This is a genomic window from Limnohabitans sp. (genome assembly GCF_023910625.1).
Classification (GTDB): Bacteria; Pseudomonadota; Gammaproteobacteria; order Burkholderiales; family Burkholderiaceae_C; genus Limnohabitans_A.
The window spans coordinates 968,787-985,551 of the sequence record NZ_JAAVVW010000003.1 but is presented as its reverse complement, the minus strand read 5'-3'; the positions used below and the strand labels follow the sequence as shown (position 1 = coordinate 985,551).

The window sequence follows — 16,765 nt, the reverse complement described above, 5'->3', positions numbered from 1 at the left end:
CGGAGAAATGTGATGAGCGTGATGTTGACTTTGATTTTGGTGGTTCAGATGCTGTCGGCGTTGGCCATGATTGGCTTGATCCTGATACAGCACGGCAAGGGAGCTGACATGGGAGCTGCGTTCGGCAGCGGCGGTTCGGGCAGCTTGTTTGGTGCAACGGGCGGAGCCAATTTCATGTCCCGCACCACGGCAGTTCTGGCTGTGGTGTTTTTTGTGTGCACTTTGTCCTTGGCTTATTTCGGTAACCTCGCGCCCGCTTCATCAGGCAGTGTGCTGGAGGGCGTTTCGGTCAATACGCCTGCGTCCGCCCCGGTCGATGCGAGTCCAGCCACCCAGATTCCCGGCAACACGACAGCGCCGACTGCCGACCGAAGTGTTCCGCCGGCCATTCCCGCCAAATGATTCGAATGGGTCAGCTTGCATTGAGCTTTGTTACTGTGGGCAAATTTCCGGCTTTTAGCAGTTAAAACGGCAGGTTTTCAGAGTAAAATCAGAGCCTGTCCAGCAAGCTACATCCGCTCAAGGCGTACCTCTTGCAAGCTGGTCTAGTGCAACCAGCCGTCGTGGTGAAATTGGTAGACACGCTATCTTGAGGGGGTAGTGGCGAAAGCTGTGCGAGTTCGAGTCTCGCCGACGGCACCAGACAAACAGAACTTCCCGGGCTCAAGGCCTGGGTGTTTCATTCGGTCATTAACCGGCAGTCTCGAAATGAACCTCGAACAGTACCTTCCGATTCTCTTGTTCATTTTGGTCGGCGTTGCTGTCGGCATCATCCCCCAGGTTTTGGGCTACATCCTTGGGCCTAACCGACCTGACGCAGAAAAAAACTCCCCCTACGAATGCGGTTTCGAGGCTTTTGAAGACGCCCGCATGAAGTTCGATGTGCGCTACTATTTGGTAGCCATCTTGTTCATCTTGTTTGATCTGGAAATCGCCTTCCTGTTTCCTTGGGCCGTGGCACTCAAGGAGGTGGGCCTGTCCGGCTTTGTGGCCGTGATCATTTTTCTGGCCATTCTGGTCGTGGGCTTTGTCTACGAGTGGAAAAAAGGTGCCCTGGACTGGGAATGACCGTTTTGACGCACAACAGCAAACAGCCTGTTTGAGGAACCCAAATGATTGAAGGCGTGATGAAAGAAGGCTTCATCACCACGAGTTACGACTCGGTGGTGAACTGGGCCAAAACCGGCTCGCTCTGGCCCATGACCTTTGGTCTGGCCTGCTGCGCGGTCGAGATGATGCATTCGGCCACTGCCCGTTATGACTTGGGGCGATTCGGTGCCGAAGTGTTTCGAGCCAGCCCCCGTCAGGCCGACTTGATGATCGTGGCGGGCACCTTGTGCAACAAAATGGCCCCGGCGCTGCGCAAGGTCTATGACCAGATGTCTGAACCCCGCTGGGTGATCTCCATGGGTTCTTGCGCCAATGGCGGTGGTTATTACCACTACAGCTATTCGGTGGTGCGCGGTTGCGACCGCATCGTGCCGGTGGATGTGTATGTGCCGGGTTGCCCGCCCACGGCCGAAGCGCTGATCTACGGCATCATCCAGCTGCAGCAAAAAATCCGCCGCACGCACACCATTGCGCGCGCTTGAGGGGAATGACGATGACCGATTTCGCCATTCGCCCCGAAGACTTGCAAGACAACTTGGCTGTTGCCTTGGGTGATCGGGTGCAGAAAATCACCCTGGCCCTAGGTGAGGTGACTGTGCATGTGAGCGCGGCCCATTACCTGGGTGTGATGCAAACCCTGCGTGATGCGCCTGGCTGCCAATTTGAACAGCTTGTAGATTTGGCAGGACTTGATTACTCGGCTTACCGCGAAGTGGGCACCGATGGCCCGCGTTTTGGTGTCACGGTGCATTTGTTGTCCGTGAGCCTGAACCAGCGCGTGCGCGTCAAAGTGCTCTGCCCCGATGACGATCTGCCTTTGGTGGATTCGGTCAACGACATCTGGAACTCGGCCAACTGGTACGAGCGCGAAGCGTTCGACCTCTACGGCATCGTGTTCGAAGGCCACAACGACCTGCGCCGCATCTTGACCGACTACGGTTTCATCGGTCACCCCTTCCGCAAAGACTTCCCGCTGTCGGGTCACGTCGAAATGCGTTACGACGCCGAGCGCAAGCGCGTGATTTACGAGCCCGTGAGCATTGAGCCACGCGAAATCACGCCGCGCATTATCCGCGAAGACAACTACGGAGGCCTGAACTGACATGGCCGAAATCAAGAACTACACGCTGAACTTCGGTCCCCAGCACCCGGCCGCACACGGTGTGTTGCGCTTGGTGCTCGAGTTGGATGGCGAGGTCGTGCAACGTGCCGATCCGCACATTGGCTTGCTGCACCGCGCTACCGAAAAGTTGGCGGAGAGCAAAACCTACATCCAGTCGCTGCCCTACATGGACCGCTTGGATTACGTGTCGATGATGTGCAACGAGCATGCGTATTGCTTGGCCATCGAAAAGATGCTGGGCCTGCAAGTGCCCATGCGCGCCCAGTACATCCGCGTGATGTTCTCCGAAATTACCCGCATCTTGAACCACCTCATGTGGCTCGGTTCGCACGGCAACGATTGCGGCAGCTCCACCATCCTGATCTACACCTTCCGTGAGCGCGAAGACCTGTTCGACATTTACGAGGCCGTCTCGGGTGCCCGCATGCACGCAGCCTACTTCCGCCCCGGTGGCGTGTACCGCGACCTGCCAGACAGCATGCCGCAGTACAAGGTCAGCAAGGTCAAGAACGCCAAGGCCATCGAGCAGCTCAACAAGAACCGCAATGGCTCCTTGCTGGACTTCATCGACGACTTTACTCAGCGCTTTCCGAAGTGCGTGGATGAGTACGAAACCCTGTTGACCGACAACCGCATCTGGAAGCAGCGCACCGTGGGTGTGGGCGTGGTGACTCCAGAGCGTGCCCTCAATTTGGGCATGACCGGCCCCATGCTGCGCGGCTCCGGCTTCGCTTGGGACTTGCGCAAAAAGCAACCTTACGACGCTTATGACCAAGTCGAATTTGACGTGCCCGTGGGCAAGACCGGTGACAGCTATGACCGTTACCTGGTGCGTGTGCAGGAGATGCGCGAATCCAACCGCATCATCCAGCAGTGCGTGAAGTGGTTACGTGCCCACCCTGGCCCGGTCATCACCGACAACCACAAGATCGCGCCGCCTGCGCGTGAAGGCATGAAGACCAACATGGAAGACTTGATTCACCATTTCAAGCTCTTCACTGAAGGTTTCCATGTGCCCGAAGGCGAGGCCTACGCTGCTGTCGAGCACCCCAAAGGTGAGTTCGGCATCTACATGGTGAGCGATGGGGCCAACAAGCCTTATCGCCTCAAAATTCGTGCCCCGGGCTTTGCCCATTTGGCCACTCTCGATGAAATGGCCCGTGGCCACATGCTGGCCGATGCGGTCGCCATCATCGGGACCATGGACATCGTTTTTGGAGAGATTGACCGATGATCTCTGATTCCACCAGAGCACGCTTTGCGCGTGAAGTTGCCAAGTTCCCTGCAGACCAAAAGCAGTCGGCCGTCATGGCTTGCTTGGCTATCGTGCAGCAAGAACAAGGCTGGGTGAGCCCCGACAGTGAGCAAGTCGTGGCCGAGGTGTTGGCCATGCCTGTTATGGCGGTACACGAAGTCACCACCTTCTACAACATGTACAACCAAAAGCCGGTCGGCAAGTTCAAGCTGAACGTCTGCACCAATCTGCCTTGCCAGTTGCGCGGTGGCCAAGCGGCCCTGGAACACTTGGAGCGCAAGCTGGGCGTGCATTCGGGCCAGACCACTGCCGACGGCTTGTTCACTTTGCAGCCCAGCGAGTGCCAAGGCGCTTGCGCCGATGCGCCCGTGTTGTTGGTCAATGACCGCCACATGTGCAGCTTCATGAGCCATGAAAAATTGGACCAACTCGTCGACAGCCTGAAGAAAGCCGAGGCCGCCTGATGAACGTCGAACAAATTCTGAGCCAATTCCAAGCCACCGGCGTGGAAAGCTGCTTCCATGACCGCCACATCAACCCGCAAATTTATGCCGGTTTGAATGGCAAGAACTGGGGCATCCAAGACTACGAAGCACGCGGCGGCTATGAGGCCTTGCGTAAAATTTTGGGCAAAGACGGTGCCGAACCCCATGCCGAGACCGGCGTTGCGGGCATGACCCAAGACCAGGTGATCGCCACCGTGAAAGAGTCCGGCCTGCGCGGTCGCGGCGGTGCGGGTTTCCCCACGGGTCTGAAGTGGAGCTTCATGCCCCGCCAGTTCCCTGGGCAAAAGTATTTGGTGTGCAACTCGGACGAAGGCGAGCCGGGGACATGCAAAGACCGTGACATCATGGAGTACAACCCCCACACGGTGATTGAAGGCATGATCATCGCCGCTTATGCCATGGGCATCAGCGTGGGTTACAACTACATTCACGGCGAAATTTTCCACACCTACGAGCGCTTTGAGGCGGCCCTCGAAGAGGCCCGTGCTGCAGGCTATTTGGGTGACAACATCATGGGCAGCACGTTCAGCTTTCAGCTGCACGCCTCGCACGGGTTTGGCGCTTACATCTGCGGCGAAGAAACCGCTTTGCTTGAATCACTCGAAGGTAAAAAAGGCCAGCCTCGCTTCAAGCCACCGTTTCCCGCCAGCTTTGGCCTGTACGGCAAGCCCACCACCATCAACAACACCGAAACCTTCGCAGCGGTGCCCTGGATCATCCGCAATGGGGGTCTGGCGTATCTGGAATGTGGCAAACCCAACAACGGCGGCACCAAGATCTTTTCGGTCAGCGGTGACGTGGAGCGCCCCGGCAATTACGAAGTGCCCATGGGCACGCCCTTTGCCAAGCTGCTCGAACTGGCCGGTGGCATGCGCGGTGGTCGCCAACTCAAGGCGGTGATCCCTGGCGGATCGTCCTCGCCGGTCGTTCCTGCCGAGTTGATGATGAAGCTGACCATGGACTACGACAGCATCGCCAAAGAGGGCGGTTCGATGTTGGGTTCGGGCGCAGTGATCGTCATGGACGAAACGCGTTGCATGGTCAAGGCGCTGGCGCGTTTGTCTTACTTTTACTCGCACGAGTCTTGCGGTCAATGCACCCCTTGCCGTGAAGGCACAGGTTGGCTCTGGCGCATGGTGGACCGCATTGAACACGGCCAAGGCCGTGCCAGCGACATCGACATGCTCGACAGTGTGGCCGGCAACATCATGGGCCGCACGATTTGCGCTTTGGGCGATGCAGCGGCCATGCCGGTGCGCGGCATGCTCAAGCATTTCCGTCACGAATTTGTACACCTCATCGAGCACAAGACCTCCATGGTCGATGCCGATGCAACAGCGGTGAAGACCCATGGTTGAAATAGAACTCGACGGTCAGAAAGTGGAAGTTGCCGAAGGCAGCATGGTGATGCATGCCGCTGAAAAAGCCGGCACCTACATTCCGCATTTCTGTTATCACAAAAAATTGAGCATTGCGGCCAACTGCCGCATGTGCCTGGTTGAGGTCGAAAAAGCCCCCAAGCCCATGCCCGCATGCGCCACGCCCGTGACGCAAGGCATGATCGTGCGCACCAAGAGCGACAAGGCCATCGCGGCGCAAAAGTCGGTCATGGAGTTTTTGCTGATCAACCACCCGCTGGATTGCCCCATTTGCGACCAAGGCGGTGAGTGCCAGTTGCAAGATTTGGCTGTGGGTTACGGTGGCAGCAGCTCGCGCTACGAAGAAGAAAAGCGTGTGGTGTTTCATAAGGAAGTCGGCCCTCTGATCTCGATGGAAGAGATGAGCCGCTGCATCCACTGCACACGCTGCGTGCGTTTCGGCCAGGAAGTGGCCGGTGCCATGGAGTTGGGCATGTCACACCGGGGCGAACACGCCGAAATCGAAACCTTCCTGGGCCAGACGATTGACTCCGAGTTGTCGGGCAACATGATCGACATCTGCCCCGTGGGCGCTTTGACCAGCAAGCCGTTCCGCTACCACGCCCGCACTTGGGAGTTGTCGCGTCGCAAGTCGGTGGCTGCGCACGATTCGTCCGGTGCCAACCTGATCGTGCAGGTCAAGAACAACCAGGTCATGCGCGTCGTACCGCTGGAAAACGAAGATGTCAACGAGTGCTGGATCGCTGACCGCGAGCGTTTCTCTTACGAAGCCCTGAATGGCACTGACCGCCTGACCCATCCCATGCTCAAGCAGGGCGGCGAGTGGAAAACTGTGGACTGGCAAACCGCCCTCGAATACGTGGCCAATGGTTTGCGCAACATCCAGCGCGACCACGGTGCCAACGGCATCGGCGCATTGGTCAGCCCGCACAGCACCGTGGAAGAGTTGTATTTGGCCGGTGCTTTGATGCGCGGCCTGGGCTCTGACAACATTGATTTCCGTTTGCGCAACGCCGAATTTGCTACAGCCGAAGGTGTGCGCACTTTGGGCACATCCATTGCATCGTTGTCTACCTTGCAGCGTGTTCTGGTCGTGGGCTCCAACCTGCGCAAAGACCATCCACTGTTTGCCCTGCGTGTACGGCACGCCGTGCGCCATGGCGCTCAGCTGCACGTGATCACCGACCCCGCGGCATTCAGCCATGCCGACGCCTGGGCCATGTCTGTGGCCAACGCGGTAGTGACCGATGCGTTTACCTGGGCGCAAACCCTGGCCGATGTGGCGACCGCCATTGCAGCCGAGAAGGGCGTCACAGCCCCTTGTGCGGGCACGGCCTCTGTACAAGCCCAAGCCATCGCCAAGTCTCTGCTGGGCGGCGAGCGTAAGGCGGTGTTGCTGGGCAATGCCGCAGCACACCATGCCAACGCTTCGACCTTGCTGGCCCTGGCCAACTGGATTGCCGAGCAAACGGGCGCCAGCGTGGGTTATCTGACCGAAGCGGCCAACACCGTGGGCGCGCAATGGGTAGGCGCACAGCCCCAAACCGGCGGCAAGCATGCGGGCCAGATGCTGGCCGGCGGCCTGAAAGCCGCGATCTTGCTGAACACCGAGCCAGAGTTTGACAGCGCCGCAGGTGGCGCTGCTGCCCCAGCACTGGCGCAGGTCGAAATGGTGGTCACGCTCAGCCCGTTCAAGGCCAACATGGCATTCAGCGATGTGCTGCTGCCGATTGCCCCGTTCACCGAAACATCGGGCTCTTTTGTCAACGCCGAAGGCCGCCTGCAAAGCTTCCACGCCGTGGTCAAGCCTTTGGCCGATACCCGTCCGGCCTGGAAAGTGCTGCGCGTGCTGGCCAACTTGCTCGACATCCCGGGCGTGTCCTTCGAGACCTCTCAAGATGTGTTGTCCCGCGCCACAGCGCAGCCGCTGGCAGCATCTAACGTCACACGGGCCGCCATCAATCTGACGGGGACCACCACGCCCGCTCCGGCGGTCGCTTCCATTTACCAGTTGGACGGTACCGTGCGCCGCGCGCCTTCTTTGCAATTGACCGCAGACGCCCGTCTGGAGGTGACCCATGATTGACGCGCTGTACAACGGCGGCCTGAATTTGGTGGCTGCCAGCTGGTGGGCCACGATGGTTTGGCCTGTTTTGTGGATCTTGCTCAAGATCGTCGCCATCCTCGCGCCGCTGATGGGCGCTGTAGCTTACCTGACACTGTGGGAACGCAAACTCTTGGGCTTCATGCAAGTGCGTCATGGCCCCAACCGCGTGGGGCCGTTTGGTTTGTTGCAACCGATTGCCGACGCGCTCAAACTCCTGACCAAGGAGTTGATCAACCCCACAGCGGCCAGCCCCGGCTTGTTCCGCCTGGGCCCGATCATGGCCATCATGCCGGCCTTGGCCGCCTGGGTGGCGATTCCCTTTGGCCCCGAGCAGGCACTGACCAACATCAATGCGGGTTTGTTGCTGGTGATGGCGATCACGTCGATTGAGGTGTATGGCGTGATCATCGCGGGCTGGGCCTCCAACTCCAAATATGCCTTTTTGGGTGCGCTGCGTGCATCGGCGCAAATGGTGAGCTACGAGATCGCCATGGGCTTTTGCTTCCTGGTGGTCTTGATGGTCTCGGGCAGCATGAACTTGACAGAGATCGTTCTGGCGCAAGGCAAGGGCGCTGCCGCCGACATGGGCCTGAGCATCTTCTCTTGGAACTGGTTGCCGCTGTTGCCCATCTTCATCGTCTACTTGATCTCGGGCGTGGCCGAAACCAACCGTCACCCGTTTGACGTGGTCGAAGGCGAGGCCGAGATTGTCGCCGGTCACATGGTCGAGTATTCGGGCATGGGCTTTGCGATCTTCTTCTTGGCCGAATACGCCAGCATGTGGCTGGTGTCCATCCTGGCCGTGATCATGTTCCTGGGCGGCTGGTTGTCGCCCATCGACCACGCCTTGTTCAACATGATCCCGGGCTGGATCTGGCTGGGCCTCAAGACTTTCTTGGTGGTGTCCATGTTCATCTGGATTCGTGCCACATTCCCGCGCTTCCGTTATGACCAGATCATGCGTCTGGGCTGGAAGATCTTCATCCCTGTCACTTTGGTGTGGCTGCTGGTCGTTGGCGTGTGGTTGCACTCGCCATGGAACATCTGGCACTGATTGGTGAATGACCATGACCACAATGACTGCTTCCTCTTTCTCGATCAAGGACTTTCTCAAGAGTTTCATGCTCGTGGAGTTGCTCAAGGGCATGGCCCTGACTGGACGCTACGCTTTTGCCCGCAAGGTGACGGTGCAGTTTCCTGAAGAAAAAACGCCGCTCTCGCCGCGTTTTCGCGGCCTGCATGCCCTGCGCCGTTATGACAACGGTGAAGAGCGCTGCATTGCCTGCAAGCTTTGCGAGGCGGTTTGCCCTGCGATGGCCATCACCATCGAAGCCGGCCAGCGCGAAGACGGTTCGCGCCGCACCACACGCTACGACATCGACCTCACCAAGTGCATCTTCTGCGGCTTTTGTGAAGAAAGCTGCCCGGTGGACTCGATCGTCGAGACCCACATTTTTGAATACCACGGCGAAAAACGCGGTGACCTGTACTTCACCAAGGACATGTTGCTGGCCGTGGGCGACCGTTACGAAAAAGAGATCGCTGCTGCCCGTGCCGCCGATGCGCCTTACCGTTGAACGTCGCCCAGTCCTGAACACTTAAAAAGACAGACCTATGGACGTCAAGACCGGTTTCTTCTACCTCTTCTCGGTGGTGCTGCTGTTTGCAGCCTTCCGGGTGGTGACCGCACGCAACCCCGTGCATGCGGTGCTCTACCTCATGCTGGCTTTCTCGCAAGCTTCTGCTGTGTGGTTCCTGCTCAATGCCGAATTCCTGGCCATCTTGCTGGTGCTGGTGTACCTGGGTGCGGTGATGGTGCTCTTCTTGTTCGTGGTGATGATGCTGGACATCGGCATCGACACTGTGCGCAAAGGCTTCTGGAAGAACTTTCCTTTGGCGGCCACTTTGGGGGCCGTCGTCGCTCTGGAAATGGCCGCTGTGTTGTTGTCCGGTTTTCGCTTGTCCGAAGCACCGGTCATGGGCAACGGTGCCGTGCCGGTGGACAACGCCAAAGCATTGGGCATCTTGCTTTACACCGAATACCTGATGCCGATCCAGATCGCGGCGGCCATTTTGCTGGTGGCCATGATCGCGGCCATTGCCCTGACCCTGCGTGAGCGCAAGGACAGCAAGGCGATTGACCCGTCCATCCAAGTCAAGGTGCGTGCTTCCGACCGCATGCAAGTGGTCAAAATGGACCCGACCCAAGCAGCGCCTGCCCCCGTTGCTCAAACTGATGCAGCACCTGTGGAGGTGAAAAAATGATGACCCTGACCCTTGGACACTACTTGTCGCTCGGTGCCATGCTGTTCGCATTGGCCGTGATCGGTATCTTTCTGAACCGCAAGAACCTGATCGTTTTGCTCATGGCCATCGAGCTGATGCTGCTGGCCGTGAACATGAACTTTGTGGCGTTCTCACACTACCTGGGTGACATGCACGGCCAAGTGTTCGTCTTCTTCATCCTCACGGTGGCCGCGGCCGAATCGGCCATTGGCCTGGCCATTCTGGTGCTGCTGTTCCGCAACCAGCACAACATCAACGTGGACGAACTCAATTCGCTCAAGGGTTAACAAGAATATGAGTCAGACCCTCAACGCCAGCACATTGCTGGCCATCCCCTTGGCCCCGCTGATGGGCTCTTTGTTGGCCGGTATTTGGGGCACCCAATTCGGTGGCAACTGGATTGGTCGTCGACTGTCGCACAGCTTCACCATTTTGGGCGTGCTCTTGGCGTTCATCCTGTCGGCCATCACGCTCAACAGCGTCTTGGCTGGGGCCAGTTTCAACGAAAGCATCTACACCTGGATGGTGGTGGGTGGCCTGAAGATGGAAATCGGTTTCATGGTCGATGGCCTCACGGCCATGATGATGTGCGTCGTCACCTTCGTGTCCCTGATGGTGCACATCTACACCATTGGTTACATGGACGAAGACGAAGGCTACAACCGCTTTTTTGCCTACATCTCGCTGTTCACTTTCTCCATGCTGATGCTCGTCATGAGCAACAACTTGCTGCAGTTGTTCTTTGGCTGGGAAGCGGTGGGCCTGGTGTCTTATTTGCTGATCGGCTTTTGGTACAACAAACCGACCGCCATCTTCGCCAACATGAAGGCATTTTTGGTCAACAGGGTGGGTGACTTCGGCTTCATCATCGGCATTGGCCTGATCGCCGCTTACACCGGAACGCTCAACTACACCGAGCTGTTTGCCAAGGCGCAAGAACTCGCTGCCATCGATTTCCCTTGGTACATCTTCGGCATGGACGCCATGCTGATCACCGTGATCTGCATTTGCCTCTTTATCGGTGCCATGGGCAAGTCGGCCCAGTTCCCGCTGCACGTGTGGCTACCCGATTCGATGGAAGGCCCCACGCCCATCTCCGCCCTGATCCACGCCGCCACGATGGTGACGGCTGGCATCTTCATGGTGGCGCGCATGTCACCGCTGTTCGAGCTGTCCGATTCGGCTTTGAACTTCATGATGGTGATCGGCTCGATCACGGCCTTGTTCATGGGCTTTTTGGGCATCATCCAAAACGACATCAAGCGCGTGGTGGCCTTATTCCACCTTGTCGCAGCTCGGTTACATGACGGTGGCACTGGGTGCATCGGCTTACTCGGTGGCCGTGTTCCACCTGATGACGCACGCGTTCTTCAAAGCGCTGCTGTTCTTAGGCGCTGGCTCGGTCATCATGGGCATGCACCACAACCAGGACATCCGCTACATGGGCGGTCTGCGCAAGTACATGCCCATCACCTGGATCACCTCTTTGCTGGGTTCGCTGGCCTTGATCGGTACGCCTTTGTTCTCGGGTTTTTACTCCAAGGACAGCATCATCGAAGCCGTGCACCTGAGTAACTTGCCTGCCGCTGGCTTTGCCAATTTCGCGGTGCTGGCGGGCGTGTTTGTCACGGCCTTCTATTCGTTCCGCATGTACTTCTTGGTCTTCCACGGCCCGGAGCGCTACGACCAGAACCCGGATGCGCACCATGGCCATGATGACCACCATGGTCATGATGACCATGGCCACGACAAACCCCACGAGTCGCCTTGGGTGGTGACGGTTCCTTTGGTCTTGCTGGCGATTCCTTCAGTCGTGATTGGCTACATGACGATCGGTCCCATGCTGTATGGCGACTTCTTCAAAGACGTGATCTTCATCGATGCCGTCAAGCACCCTGCCATGCAGCAATTGGGTGAGTTGTTCCACGGCCCGGTGGCCATGGCGATTCATGGCCTGAGCATGGCGCCGTTCTGGCTGGCTTTGGCCGGTGTAGTGACTGCTTGGTACATGTACCTGATCAACCCCAAAGTGCCAGCCTTCTTGGCCCGCGCACTGCGTCCGTTGATTGTGGTGCTCGAGAACAAGTACTTCATGGACTGGATCAACGAAAACATCTTGGCCAAAGGCGCACGCGGCTTGGGTCAGGGTTTGTGGAAGGTGGGCGACCGCGCCATCATCGACGGCTTCTTTGTCAACGGATCTTGGAAACTTGTGGGACTGATCTCTGGCGTGGTCCGCTGGTTCCAGTCGGGTTTTCTGTATCACTACGCCCTGGTCATGATTTTGGGCGTGTTCGTGCTGATGACGTATTTCGTCTGGCTCGCTTAACGGTTTTGAGGACAAAATAAAAATGGGATTGTTAAGCCTTGCCATCTGGATGCCGATTGCGTTCGGTGTCGTCTTGCTGGCCTTCGGTCGCGACAGCCAAGCGGGTGCTGTGCGCTGGCTGGCGCTGGTCGGCGCGATCGCCAGTTTGCTGGTCACACTGCCTTTGATTTCGGGCTTTCAACTCGGCACATCCGAGATGCAGTTTGTCGAAAAAGCCTCGTGGATTGAGCGCTTCAATGTGCACTACCACTTGGGTGTGGATGGCATCTCGCTGTGGCTGATTCCACTGACGGCCTTCATCAACGTGGTGGTGGTTATTGCAGGCTGGGAAGTCATCACCCGCAAAGTCAACCAGTACATGGCCGCCTTCCTGATCCTCTCGGGCTTGATGATTGGCGTGTTCAGTGCGCTGGATGGCATCTTGTTCTACGTCTTCTTTGAAGCCACCTTGATCCCGATGTACCTGATCATCGGCATCTGGGGTGGCCCGAACAAGATTTACGCGGCCTTCAAGTTCTTCTTGTACACCTTGCTCGGCTCCTTGCTGATGCTGATCGCCTTGATCTATCTGTACATCACCTCCGGCGGCAGCTTCGATATCCTGACTTGGCACAAACTGCCCTTGGCGGGCGGCGTGCAGACCTTGCTGTTCTTTGCTTTCTTTGCGGCCTTTGCCGTCAAGGTGCCCATGTGGCCGGTGCACACCTGGCTGCCCGATGTACACGTTGAAGCGCCCACCGGCGGGTCTGCCGTGCTGGCGGCCATCATGCTCAAGCTGGGCGCATATGGTTTCTTGCGCTTTTCCATGCCGATCGCACCCGATGCCGCCCGCGAGTGGGGCCTGTTGATCATTGTTTTGTCGCTGGTGGCTGTGGTCTATGTGGGCCTGGTGGCCATGGTGCAACAAGACATGAAAAAGCTGGTGGCTTATTCGTCGGTGGCGCACATGGGTTTTGTCACTTTGGGCTTTTTCATCTTCAACCCGCTGGGCGTGTCTGGCGGCATTGTGCAGATGATCGCGCACGGCTTTGTGTCGGCCGCCATGTTCTTGTGCATCGGAGTCTTGTACGACCGGGTGCACTCGCGTGAGATTGCCAGCTACGGCGGCGTGGTCAACACCATGCCCAAATTTGCCGCCTTTGCCTTGCTGTTTGCCATGGCCAATGCCGGTTTGCCTGGCACCGCTGGCTTTGTGGGCGAGTGGATGGTCATTTTGGGTGCCGTCAAATCCAACTTCTGGATCGGCTTGCTGGCCGCCTCGGCCCTGATCTTTGGCGCGGCTTACACCTTGTGGATGTTCAAGCGCGTGTACCTGGGCCCTGTGACCAATGACGATGTCAAAGGTCTGGCCGACATCAACGCCCGTGAATTCCTGATGCTGAGCCTGCTGGCCGTGGCCGTGCTCTACATGGGCATTTACCCCAAACCGTTCACCGATGTGATGGATGCTTCGGTGATGGACTTGCTCAAGCACGTGGCCGTGTCCAAGCTGCCGTGAGCGGCCAGGACCTGAACGTTTCGCCTGAATAGAACAATTGAGAGAACACAGATGATGGACAACTCCAGCTGGATGACGATGTATCCGGAGATCGTGTTGCTGGTCATGGCCTGCGTGGTGACGCTGGCCGACCTCTACGTGAAAAGCCCCAAGCGCACGGCCACCTATGTGCTGACGCTGGCGTCTCTGGGCGGCGTGGCCTTGTTGCACGCCATCTACGCCGATGCCGGGCAGACGCTTTACGGCTTTGGCCGCATGGTGGTCAGCGACCCGATGGGCCACTGGCTCAAGTGCTTTGCCACCATCGCGGTGATGGTGACTTTGGTGTACTCGCGCCCCTATGCCGCTGACCGCGACATGCTGCGCGGCGGGGAGATTTTCAGCCTCAGCCTGTTTGCCTTGCTGGGCATGAGCATGATGATCTCGGGCCAGAACTTCATCGTGATCTATTTGGGCTTGGAGCTGCTGACCCTGTCGAGCTATGCGCTCGTGGCCCTGCGCCGCGACCACGCGCAAGCGAGTGAAGCGGCCATGAAGTACTTTGTGCTGGGGGCCATGGCTTCGGGCTTCTTGCTGTACGGCATGTCCATGATGTATGGCGCCACCGGCAGCCTGGATCTGTCTGCGGTGCTCAAAGCCATTGCTTCGGGTCAGGTGAACCACCAGGTGCTGGTGTTTGGCCTGGTCTTCATTGTGGCGGGTCTGGCGTTCAAGATCGGCGCCGTGCCTTTCCACATGTGGATTCCCGACGTGTATCAAGGTGCCCCAACTGCGGCGACCTTGATGATCGGTGGCGCGCCCAAGCTGGCCGCGTTTGCCATTTTGGTGCGCTTGCTGGTGGAAGGCATGCTGCCGCTGGCGTTTGACTGGCAGCAAATGCTGTCGCTGCTGGCCATTGGCTCCTTGCTCATTGGTAACTTGGCGGCCATCGCCCAGACCAACCTCAAACGCATGCTGGCCTATTCGACCATCTCGCAAATGGGTTTTGTGCTGCTGGGATTTGTGGCGGGCGTGATCAATGGCGAGACCACCTTGGCGGCCAACGCCTACAGCTCGGCCATGTTCTACATGGTCTCTTATGTGTTGACCACCTTGGCCGCGTTCGGCGTGATCATGTTGCTGGCCCGCCAAGGCTTTGAGAGCGAAGAGATCACCGACCTGGCAGGCCTGAACCAGCGCAGCCCCTTGTACGCGGGTGTCATGGCGATTGGCTTGTTCTCGATGGCGGGCATTCCGCCGATGGTGGGCTTTTATGCCAAGCTGTCGGTGCTGCAGTCGCTGGTGGCCTCCGGTCAGGCTTTCTACATGGGCTTGGCCATCTTCGCGGTCATCATGTCGCTGATCGGTGCTTTCTATTACCTGCGCGTGGTCAAGGTCATGTACTTTGACGAACCCGTCACCGCCACCACCGTCTCGGCCACCCTCGACGTGCGCCTGGTCTTGTCCACCAATGGCCTGCTGGTCTTGTTGTTGGGCATTTTCCCCGGTGCACTCATGGCTTTGTGCGCCGATTCGATTGTGCGTATGCTCACGGTCTGATGCTTTGAACACTGCACCATGAGCACGTCCACCCAAATTGGTTTGTTGATCCTGCTGGCAATGCTTGCCGCCAACGTGCCGTTTTTCAACCAGCGCATCCTGCTGATGGGCCCTCAGCGTCTGTCCAAGCCTTTGCTCTGGCGCTTGATGGAGCTGGTGGTTTTGTACTTTGTGGTGGGTGGTGTGGGCCTGGCCCTGGAAAACCATGCCGGGCAAATCGCGCCGCAGGGCTGGGAGTTTTATGCGGTGACCGGCACCATGTTCACCACGCTGGCGTTTCCGGGTTTTGTTTACCGCTACCTGTTGCACCGCAAACACTGAGCGCGGCACTGCCCTCACACTGGTTTGAATGTCTGACGACCACCTGATCGAGCACCGGGTCCTCCAAGAAGAGCTCTTGCGCGGGCGTTTCCTGCACGCTTTTCGCGACACTGTGCGCTTGCCCAATCAGAACCTGTCAACCCGCGAATACGTGGTGCACCCCGGCGCCGTCATGGTGATTCCCATGCTCGACACGCCCGACGGTCTGCGCTTGGTGATGGAGCGGCAATTTCGTTACCCTGTGGGGCAGGTCATGACCGAGTTTCCGGCTGGCAAGCTCGACCCCGGCGAAGACCCCTGGTTGTGCGCCCAACGTGAGCTGCAAGAAGAAACCGGCTACACCGCGCACCAGTGGGCACGTGCCGGGGTGTTGCACCCGGTCATCGCCTATTCAACCGAGGTGATCGAGATCTGGTTTGCCAAAGAGCTGAGCTTGGGAGAGCGCCGACTGGACACAGACGAATTCTTGGATGTGTTCACTGCCAGCCCCGCCGAGCTGATGGCCGCTTGCCAGCAAGGCCGCTTGACCGATGCCAAGACTTTGACGGGCTTGCTGTGGTTGCAAAACGTGCAATCGGGCCAGTGGCCCTTGCATTGGCAAACCGTCGCCTGAATCGACGCCATGAAAGTCCTCGACCTGCAATGCCGCTTGGGTCACAGCTTTGAAGGCTGGTTTGGCTCTCAAGACGACTACGACGCTCAGCGCGAACGGGGCCTGGTGACCTGCCCCGTGTGCAACGACAGCGAGATCACCAAAATGCTGTCGGCACCGCGCTTGAATCTGGGCCACGGCCCAGCCCCCAAAGTGGCGCTGGGCCAGGGCGCTGAGCCTGCGGGCGCGGGCAGCGCTGCGGGTGGCTCGCAATCCTCCGCTGCCGACGCCCCACCTGCTGCACCAGCCCTGCCTGACATGCTGCCCGATGCCTTGCAGCAGATGCAGTCGGCCATGATGAACATGGTGCGCCACGTCATGGCCAACACCGAAGATGTGGGAACGCAATTTGCCGAAGAAGCCCGCAAGATCCATTACGGCGAGCGCGATGTGCGTAACATCCGCGGCCAAGCCACGCGCGAAGAAACCGAGGCCCTGATTGACGAAGGCATCGAGGTCATGGCCTTGCCCTTGCCAGAAAACCTCAAGGGGCCGCTGCAATAAAGGCCGCTGCATCATTGGGCTGAGCGCCGAGCGCTGGACTGATGCCCCATCTGGGTTCGCGCCATGTATTGGCTCATTGATGATGCATAAAAGGCTATGTGACTCATTTATGAATCAAATAAAATTTGACTTTGTGCGGCGCACTTGAAACAATGC

The 16,765-nt window shown here is 58.3% G+C and carries 17 protein-coding genes, 1 tRNA gene and 1 pseudogene; all 19 read left to right on the top strand.

Annotated features, from left to right (window positions below):
- Positions 1–12: 12 nt before the first annotated feature.
- Entirely contained in the window at positions 13–402 is a 390-nt protein-coding gene (gene secG / locus HEQ17_RS07810; RefSeq protein WP_296292211.1) for a preprotein translocase subunit SecG, read from the top strand.
- 155 nt (positions 403–557) lie between these two features.
- Positions 558–642: transfer RNA gene (locus HEQ17_RS07805), tRNA-Leu, on the top strand.
- A gap of 66 nt (positions 643–708) precedes the next feature.
- Positions 709–1,068, top strand: a complete 360-nt coding sequence (locus HEQ17_RS07800) for an NADH-quinone oxidoreductase subunit A (RefSeq protein WP_296292210.1) — start codon at positions 709–711, stop codon at positions 1,066–1,068.
- A gap of 44 nt (positions 1,069–1,112) precedes the next feature.
- Positions 1,113–1,592, top strand: a complete 480-nt coding sequence (locus tag HEQ17_RS07795) for an NADH-quinone oxidoreductase subunit B family protein (protein WP_296292209.1) — start codon at positions 1,113–1,115, stop codon at positions 1,590–1,592.
- Positions 1,593–1,603: 11 nt separating this feature from the next.
- Positions 1,604–2,212, top strand: coding sequence for an NADH-quinone oxidoreductase subunit C (locus tag HEQ17_RS07790; RefSeq protein WP_296292208.1), 609 nt, complete (start codon positions 1,604–1,606; stop codon positions 2,210–2,212).
- A 1-nt stretch (position 2,213) separates the two neighbouring features.
- Positions 2,214–3,467 carry an NADH-quinone oxidoreductase subunit D gene (locus tag HEQ17_RS07785; protein ID WP_296292207.1) on the top strand — a complete coding sequence of 418 codons (1,254 nt, stop codon included), beginning with the start codon at positions 2,214–2,216 and terminating at the stop codon, positions 3,465–3,467.
- On the top strand, positions 3,464–3,952 hold the full coding sequence (nuoE, locus tag HEQ17_RS07780; RefSeq protein ID WP_296292206.1) for an NADH-quinone oxidoreductase subunit NuoE: 489 nt from the start codon (positions 3,464–3,466) through the stop codon (positions 3,950–3,952). Before HEQ17_RS07785 ends, nuoE begins: the two co-directional genes overlap by 4 nt.
- Positions 3,952–5,352, top strand: coding sequence for an NADH-quinone oxidoreductase subunit NuoF (gene nuoF / locus HEQ17_RS07775; RefSeq protein WP_296292205.1), 1,401 nt, complete (start codon positions 3,952–3,954; stop codon positions 5,350–5,352). Before nuoE ends, nuoF begins: the two co-directional genes overlap by 1 nt.
- Entirely contained in the window at positions 5,345–7,459 is a 2,115-nt protein-coding gene (nuoG, locus tag HEQ17_RS07770; RefSeq protein WP_296292204.1) for an NADH-quinone oxidoreductase subunit NuoG, read from the top strand. The genes nuoF and nuoG overlap by 8 nt, the downstream gene beginning before the upstream one ends.
- A complete protein-coding gene (gene nuoH / locus HEQ17_RS07765; protein WP_296292203.1) occupies positions 7,452–8,534 on the top strand; it encodes an NADH-quinone oxidoreductase subunit NuoH in 1,083 nt (360 codons plus the stop codon). The genes nuoG and nuoH overlap by 8 nt, the downstream gene beginning before the upstream one ends.
- A gap of 13 nt (positions 8,535–8,547) precedes the next feature.
- On the top strand, positions 8,548–9,057 hold the full coding sequence (gene nuoI, locus HEQ17_RS07760; RefSeq protein WP_108351987.1) for an NADH-quinone oxidoreductase subunit NuoI: 510 nt from the start codon (positions 8,548–8,550) through the stop codon (positions 9,055–9,057).
- Between the two features lie 37 nt (positions 9,058–9,094).
- Complete coding sequence (locus tag HEQ17_RS07755; protein WP_296292202.1) at positions 9,095–9,745, top strand: NADH-quinone oxidoreductase subunit J; 651 nt, start codon at positions 9,095–9,097, stop codon at positions 9,743–9,745.
- Positions 9,745–10,053, top strand: a complete 309-nt coding sequence (gene nuoK / locus HEQ17_RS07750; RefSeq protein ID WP_053176930.1) for an NADH-quinone oxidoreductase subunit NuoK — start codon at positions 9,745–9,747, stop codon at positions 10,051–10,053. The genes HEQ17_RS07755 and nuoK overlap by 1 nt, the downstream gene beginning before the upstream one ends.
- A 7-nt stretch (positions 10,054–10,060) precedes the next feature.
- A pseudogene (nuoL, locus tag HEQ17_RS07745) lies at positions 10,061–12,095 on the top strand (NADH-quinone oxidoreductase subunit L).
- 22 nt (positions 12,096–12,117) lie between these two features.
- Positions 12,118–13,593 (top strand): NADH-quinone oxidoreductase subunit M, encoded by a 1,476-nt coding sequence (locus HEQ17_RS07740; protein WP_296292201.1) that lies wholly within the window; start codon positions 12,118–12,120, stop codon positions 13,591–13,593.
- 51 nt (positions 13,594–13,644) lie between these two features.
- The gene (gene nuoN, locus HEQ17_RS07735) at positions 13,645–15,132 is read left to right on the top strand and encodes an NADH-quinone oxidoreductase subunit NuoN (protein WP_296292200.1); all 1,488 of its coding nucleotides are present in this window, start codon (positions 13,645–13,647) and stop codon (positions 15,130–15,132) included.
- Between the two features lie 18 nt (positions 15,133–15,150).
- Entirely contained in the window at positions 15,151–15,453 is a 303-nt protein-coding gene (locus HEQ17_RS07730; RefSeq protein ID WP_296292199.1) for a DUF2818 family protein, read from the top strand.
- A 28-nt stretch (positions 15,454–15,481) separates the two neighbouring features.
- Positions 15,482–16,066, top strand: coding sequence for an NUDIX hydrolase (locus HEQ17_RS07725; protein ID WP_296292198.1), 585 nt, complete (start codon positions 15,482–15,484; stop codon positions 16,064–16,066).
- Between the two features lie 9 nt (positions 16,067–16,075).
- Positions 16,076–16,609, top strand: a complete 534-nt coding sequence (locus HEQ17_RS07720; protein WP_296292197.1) for a DUF1178 family protein — start codon at positions 16,076–16,078, stop codon at positions 16,607–16,609.
- Positions 16,610–16,765: the final 156 nt, after the last annotated feature.